Origin of the sequence: Cryobacterium mannosilyticum (genome assembly GCF_004402705.1) — a bacterium.
GTDB lineage: Bacteria > Actinomycetota > Actinomycetes > Actinomycetales > Microbacteriaceae > Cryobacterium > Cryobacterium mannosilyticum.
Genome location: NZ_SOFM01000008.1, coordinates 1 through 3,370, shown reverse-complemented (window position 1 = coordinate 3,370; position 3,370 = coordinate 1). Strand labels below are relative to the sequence as shown.

3 protein-coding genes are annotated in these 3,370 nt (G+C 66.1%); all 3 read right to left on the bottom strand.

The genetic code is table 11. The annotated features are described in order from the left end of the window. Window positions 1-84: 84 nt before the first annotated feature. From E3O32_RS03175 to E3O32_RS03165, 3 genes are read right to left on the bottom strand one after another with little or no spacing between them, the layout of a single operon-like run. The gene (locus E3O32_RS03175; protein ID WP_134506957.1) at window positions 85-1,074 is read right to left on the bottom strand and encodes a tyrosine-type recombinase/integrase; all 990 of its coding nucleotides are present in this window, start codon (window positions 1,072-1,074) and stop codon (window positions 85-87) included. Continuing rightward, complete coding sequence (locus E3O32_RS03170) at window positions 1,071-2,003, bottom strand: tyrosine-type recombinase/integrase (RefSeq protein WP_134506955.1); 933 nt, start codon at window positions 2,001-2,003, stop codon at window positions 1,071-1,073. Before E3O32_RS03170 ends, E3O32_RS03175 begins: the two co-directional genes overlap by 4 nt. Then, window positions 2,000-3,238 carry a tyrosine-type recombinase/integrase gene (locus E3O32_RS03165; protein ID WP_134506953.1) on the bottom strand — a complete coding sequence of 413 codons (1,239 nt, stop codon included), beginning with the start codon at window positions 3,236-3,238 and terminating at the stop codon, window positions 2,000-2,002. The genes E3O32_RS03170 and E3O32_RS03165 overlap by 4 nt, the downstream gene beginning before the upstream one ends. Between the last annotated feature and the right edge of the window lie 132 nt (window positions 3,239-3,370).

Sequence of the window (3,370 nt, the reverse complement as noted above, 5' to 3'; positions counted from 1 at the left end):
CATTATTCCGATGTCCGGATTATGCCGATGTTGAGGGTGGGTCCCTTGTGGCTGTTGGCATCGGAGTGGATGTTGTCGGCATAATCACAGGGCTTCGAGGAAGGCCACGAGCGAGTCGGCTGGTGCGTATCGGCCTGGGAGGACTCCGGTGGGGCGGACGCGTTCGAGGGCTTTCTCCTTCATCGCGAGGTCGGCGTGGAGATAGATCTGGGTGGTCTCTGGGGATTCGTGGCCGAGCCAGAGCGCGATGACGGTCGTGTCAACGCCGGCGTGTAGCAGCCGCATGGCTGCGGTGTGGCGCAGGACATGCGGCGTGATGGTCTTCGTTTTCAACGTCGGCGCGAGTGTCGTGGCGGTGGTGACGTGGATGGTCAGTCGTTGGGCGACGGCGTCGGTGCTCATCCGGGTGCCGTCCCGAGTGGGGAAGACAACGTCCTCGGCGACTGGGGAGCGCTCTGTTTTCCAGTTTGTCAACGCGGCGACGTCTTCGCGGCTCAGGGGCGTCGCGCGGTCCTTGCGTCCTTTGCCGTGACAAACCAGATGAGCGCCGGCGCCGAGGTGGATATCAGCCCAGGTCAGCGCGGTCAGTTCGCTCACCCGCATCCCGGTGCTGATCGCGATGAGGATCAGCAGCCGGTCGCGCCGCCCGGTGCGGGTGGAGCAGTCGACCGCGCCCAGCAGCGCGGTTATTTCCTCGTGCGTGAGATAGCTGATATCGGTGCGGCTGTGGCGCTTGACCGGGATCGCCAGCACCCGCCCGAGGGTGTCGGCGTGTTCGGGATGGTGCAGGGCGGCATAGGTGAAGAACGAGTGCAGTGCCGCCAGGCGGGCGTTGCGGGTGCGGACACCATTGCCGCGCTCTTGTTCCAGATAGCCCAGGAAAGCACTGATCGTGGCGCTGTCCAGGATGCGCAAATCGATCGTTTCGGGGCGGTGGTTCCCGGTGGCGAGCAGCCAGCTCAGCAGCAGCCGCCAGGTGTCGCGGTAGGCGGCAATGGTATGGCTGCTGGCGTCCAAGGAATGGGCCAGATGGCTGGTGAAGTATTTCTCCAGCGTCGGGGCCAGGGTGCTCATGAGGAGAGTCCCTCTGGCTCGCCCAGTGGAGAGCGGCGCCCGGAGGCTGCGGCGAGCAGATGAGGATCGGCCGGCAAGTACCAGTAGGTGCTTGCCGGGGAGGCGTGCCCGAGATAGGTCGAGAGGATCGGTAACACCTCCGCGGCATTGGCGCCGCGGAGGTAAGCGTCGAGCATCGTGGACACCGCGAAGGTATGCCGCAGATCGTGAATCCGTGGCCGACACCTGCTCGAGCGCGGCCTGATGGCTGCTTGACCCACCAGCCGGTGGAAGACGAAATGCACATTCTTATAAATCAATCGGGTGCCCGCCCGTGACACAAACAGCGCGTCGGTGCCCACCCGGCCCAGGACCGCATCGCGCAGCCGGGCGTAGTCGGCCAGCGCCTCGAGGACGCTCGGATGCAGAGGAACGAGACGAGTCCTGCCGAACTTCGTGTCCGCGACCGTCAAGACCCCGTCGACCAGATCCGCGCGGTTCGCGCGGATCGCTTCCCCCACTCGCAGGCCCGTGGCCGCAAGTAACCCGATCAGGGTGCGGTAAGTGGCCGCGACCAGCGGGGTGTGAATTCCGGAGGTGGTCTCCAGCAGCGACTGAATTTCGGCGGGTGAATACACGAACGCCACGAACCGCTCGCTCCGGCCCTGGCGGCGCAGCAGGGCCTGCGGTGGAATCTCGATCGTGGGATCGAACACATGCGCCCACCGCGCGAAGCTGCGCACGATGCCGAGCCGGGAGGCATGCCAGCCCGGCGACCGGCCCGGCAGGATCGCCCAGCCCACCATCACTTCGACCGTGGCCGACGGCAGGTTCTGCTGCTGCAGATATTGATGGAACTGACGCAGCAAGGGTTCGCTCGTTTCCAGCTTGAACCCCAACGAGCGGCGCAACCGCAGGTAATCATCGATGAGCTGCCCCAACTCGCTCACGACACACCCGCGGCAGCATCGGCCGGACCCGATCCCGGCCAGGGCCGGACAATGCTGCCCAGGCGCACCAGATCGACTTTCGCGTAGATCATGGTCGAGGCCAGCCCTCGGTGGCGCAGCAGCTGCCCCACTTCCTCCAGCGATGCGCCCGCGTTGATCGTCGCGGTAGCGATGGTGTGGCGGAGCCTATGCGCGCCCACCGCGCCCAGCCCGACCCGCCGCCCCGCTTGCCCGACGATGCCCTGGATGCCCGCGACTCTCAACCCGGTGAACGGTGCCCGGCAGCGCAAGAACACCGACCGCCCCACCGCCGTGCTCGGGCGGCCGTCGCTGAGATGCTCCGCTAACGCCTGGCCGACATCCGCGGGCAGCGGCATCAGATCGATCTGGCCGCCCTTGCCCCGGACCCGGATCGTCCCGGTCCGCCAGTCCAGGTCATCCAACTCCAACCCGGCAACGTCGACCGCTCTCAATCCCAGACGCGACAGCAACACCAACACCGCCCGGTCCCTCCGACGCACCAGCGAATCCCTGCCCGTGGCCGCGAGCATCAGAGCGACCTGCTCCGCCGTCAACCCGCGCGGCAGCCCCGCGTCGCGATAGCCAGCACGGCCCGGCACGACCGCATCCAACCTGTTCGACACCACCCCGATGCTGAACAAGAACCGCAGCAACGACCGCAACGCCGTGATCGTCAGCTTCGCCGTGCCGACCGGCAGCTGCGGGATCGTCGCCGCGACGAACCGTGCCACCGCCTCCGCATCCACCGCTTCCCAGTCCAAGGCCTGCCCGCGCAACCGCGAGACCACGAACGGCGCAGCCAACACCCGGTAGTACTTCACCGTCGAGACCACCAGCGCCCGCTCAGACAGGAGGAAAGCACCCCACCGATCCAGCAAAGCATCGACCGCGCCCACCGGGATATCTTGCTGCCGTGTCAGCTGTGGGATCGCACCGACCGACCGCAGAAAGACGACCACCGGGGCCAACGATCCCCTCGACGCCAAGTCGATATGAGACTTCTTCCGCGCCGCGAGGAACTGGTCGATCGCCCCCGCGTCCAACTCCGCAGGCAGCAACGCCTCCGCGTCGCACCACCGGCCCAGATGCGCGAACAACGCCACTCGCAACCCGATCGAGGTCGGCGCATATCCCGCCGCAGCCAGATAATCAACGAAACCCGCCGACCACTCCTTCAACGCTCCCGACACCGGAATCTGCATCACACCAGCCACTGCGTCCACCTTCGCTCTACGAAGGACCAGCGTGTACCTGCGGCCTGATTATGCCGACAACATCCACTCCGATGCCAACAGCCACAAGGGACCCACCCTCAACATCGGCATAATCCGGACATCGGAATAATG